This window comes from Arcanobacterium sp. S3PF19 (genome assembly GCF_000758825.1).
Classification (GTDB): Bacteria; Actinomycetota; Actinomycetes; order Actinomycetales; family Actinomycetaceae; genus Arcanobacterium_A.
This window is the reverse complement of sequence record NZ_JRMX01000009.1, coordinates 1-2246: the sequence shown is the minus strand read 5'-3', so window position 1 is coordinate 2246 and position 2246 is coordinate 1. Positions and strand designations below refer to the sequence as shown.

The following is a 2246-nucleotide window of genomic DNA, read 5'->3' as shown; positions in this document are numbered from 1 at the left end:
TTATGCTGTTTTCTTTTCTTTTCTTCTGAATCCGCCGGCTGCGTATACGCCTGCGGAAAGAATAACCAGACCCGCGAGGCTTAACAGGGTAATACCGGCCGCGCCTGTCAGGGGCAGGGCACTGTTACGGTAATTCTCCACCGTAACACCGTTCTTCCCCACAGCCACCTTCGCGTTCTGCCCGCCCGATGTAAGACCGGCCCAGTCAGTCGTGCCCGGTGTCACCTCAACCATGCCCTCCTTAGTCAGCTTCACAGCCACAGGCTCGGGAAGAAGCTGGTAACCGGAAGGAGCCTTAACCTCTTTCACACAGTAAGGCTTAACCTGCCCGGCCTCGACACTCTTACCGTTTACCCAATCCGAGAGCTGCAAACCGGAAAACTTCACCAAACCCTTGGCATCCGAAGTCTGTACCTCGCCGATTCGCTCCCCGTAACCGGCCGCGCAGTCACTGCCTGTAGCCCGGTGAATCTCAAACTCCGCACCGGCAAGATCGGCACCCGCGGCACCGGTTTTATGCACCACAATATCACCGTGCTTCGTCACAACCTTATTCGACTTCACACCCCGGCCCTGATCATGGGTATATTTATTCGGGAAAAACTCCGCCTCGTTCTCCGTCAGACCGTTTTCCGCAGTCTTGGCAAACACCGCCGTAACAACAGCCTTCACCTCACCCCCGGCAACAACCTTGGCAATACCGGCAGGCGTAAACTTAATCTCCACCGTACCGGCCGTAGCCGTATCCACCGTATAATCGGCATCCGCCTGCGCCTCGGCACCGTTTACCGTTACCCGCACACTCTTATAGGAAACATTTCCCGGCAGCTTATCCCGGAAAGAAAACCATCCGCCCAAATCCGCGGCATCCACCTTACCGTCACCGTCGGTATCGGTAATCACCGGCGTGGCAGACAGCGTATAGGAAAACTCCCCGCCGACACCCAAACCGGCATCCTCAACAGCCTTGGTAAACGTATTAACCGCATTCTTCGGATACACATGCACATCAAAAACCTGCTTCGTCTTACCCGCATTATCCCCGTCCTTTACCGTAAAGGGAAGATTCACCGTAAAAGGAGCAGAAGGAGTAATCTGCGACTTATCCACACCCACCGGCGCCGAAGCAGCCAAATCCTCATTCACCACATACACACGGTAACCGGTCAGCGGCGCAAAATCAGCCTTACCGTCGGCACCCGTCTTGACCGAATACTTCTTCTCCAAAACATAATCCGTGCCCCCAACCGTGATCTTACCCCCGGCAACCTGCGCGGCAGTCAGCTTCATCTGCCCGATCTGCGAAGCAACCTTCACATCATCATTCTTCTTCAGATCCAGACCCGTAACCTCATACACATCAAAATCAATCCCCTCAAGCGGATCCCGGCCCGAAACACTCTGCTCCGTACCGTCATGCTTCAAAGACGCATCCGGGGCACCCTTATACTTATGCACATGAATACTGCCCGTCTCATCGGCAACAGCCTGGGAAACACACAACACACCGCACAAACCCCCCAACAACGCGGCAAAACCGGAAACAAACACCACAAACCTGCGTAACATTACCCTAACTTTCCTTCCCTTTTAAATTTAAACAACACAAACACACCGGCAGCCAAAACCAGACAACCCGGCAGCACAAACCAATAAAAACCAAAACCACCCGACAACGGCACACGCCCCTGCCGATAATTCACAACACGCAAAACCGAATAACCACCGGACCTTCCCACAGAAACACTGTCCACACCACCGTCTGCAACACTCACCGCACCGTCACCGTCCACACCAAAACGAACCGGCTGAGGCAAAAGAGCATAACCGGCAACAGTATCCAACTCCCGCAAAACATACTCCCTACCCCGCACAACACTAAAACCAATCAACCCCCCGGAATCACTGTCAGGCAACACAACACACTTCCCCAACAAATCACACAACCCAAACCGCACACCCGACAACGGCCTCCCATCACCGTCGGTTTTCAGCAGCTTAATATTGGCTGTGGAGAGCCGATTGTAAAAACGCAGATTCTTCACCGGCTCGCTGTCGTCCTTCACCTGCACTTTGTGCTCCGTGGGATCAAGTGCGTATCCCTTCGGCGCGGCAGTCTCGCGCAGCGTGTAGTCCACGCCATAGTCCAGCCCGTCGAAGGAAAGAATCCCGTTTTCGTCGGTGACCAGTTCCTTCCCATACCCGTGGGGATTCTTCCCCCGCGGACCGGTCAGCTTAAAACGCGC

General features: G+C 54.5%; 2 protein-coding genes. Both read right to left on the bottom strand.

Translation table 11 applies throughout. The annotated features are described in order from the left end of the window. Nucleotides 1-1569, bottom strand: coding sequence for a SpaH/EbpB family LPXTG-anchored major pilin (locus HMPREF1631_RS01955; protein WP_034231798.1), 1569 nt, complete (start codon nt 1567-1569; stop codon nt 1-3). Next, nucleotides 1569-2246 (bottom strand): collagen binding domain-containing protein (locus HMPREF1631_RS01950; protein WP_034231796.1); only part of this gene is annotated, 678 nt, incomplete at its 5' end. The genes HMPREF1631_RS01955 and HMPREF1631_RS01950, both read right to left, overlap by 1 nt.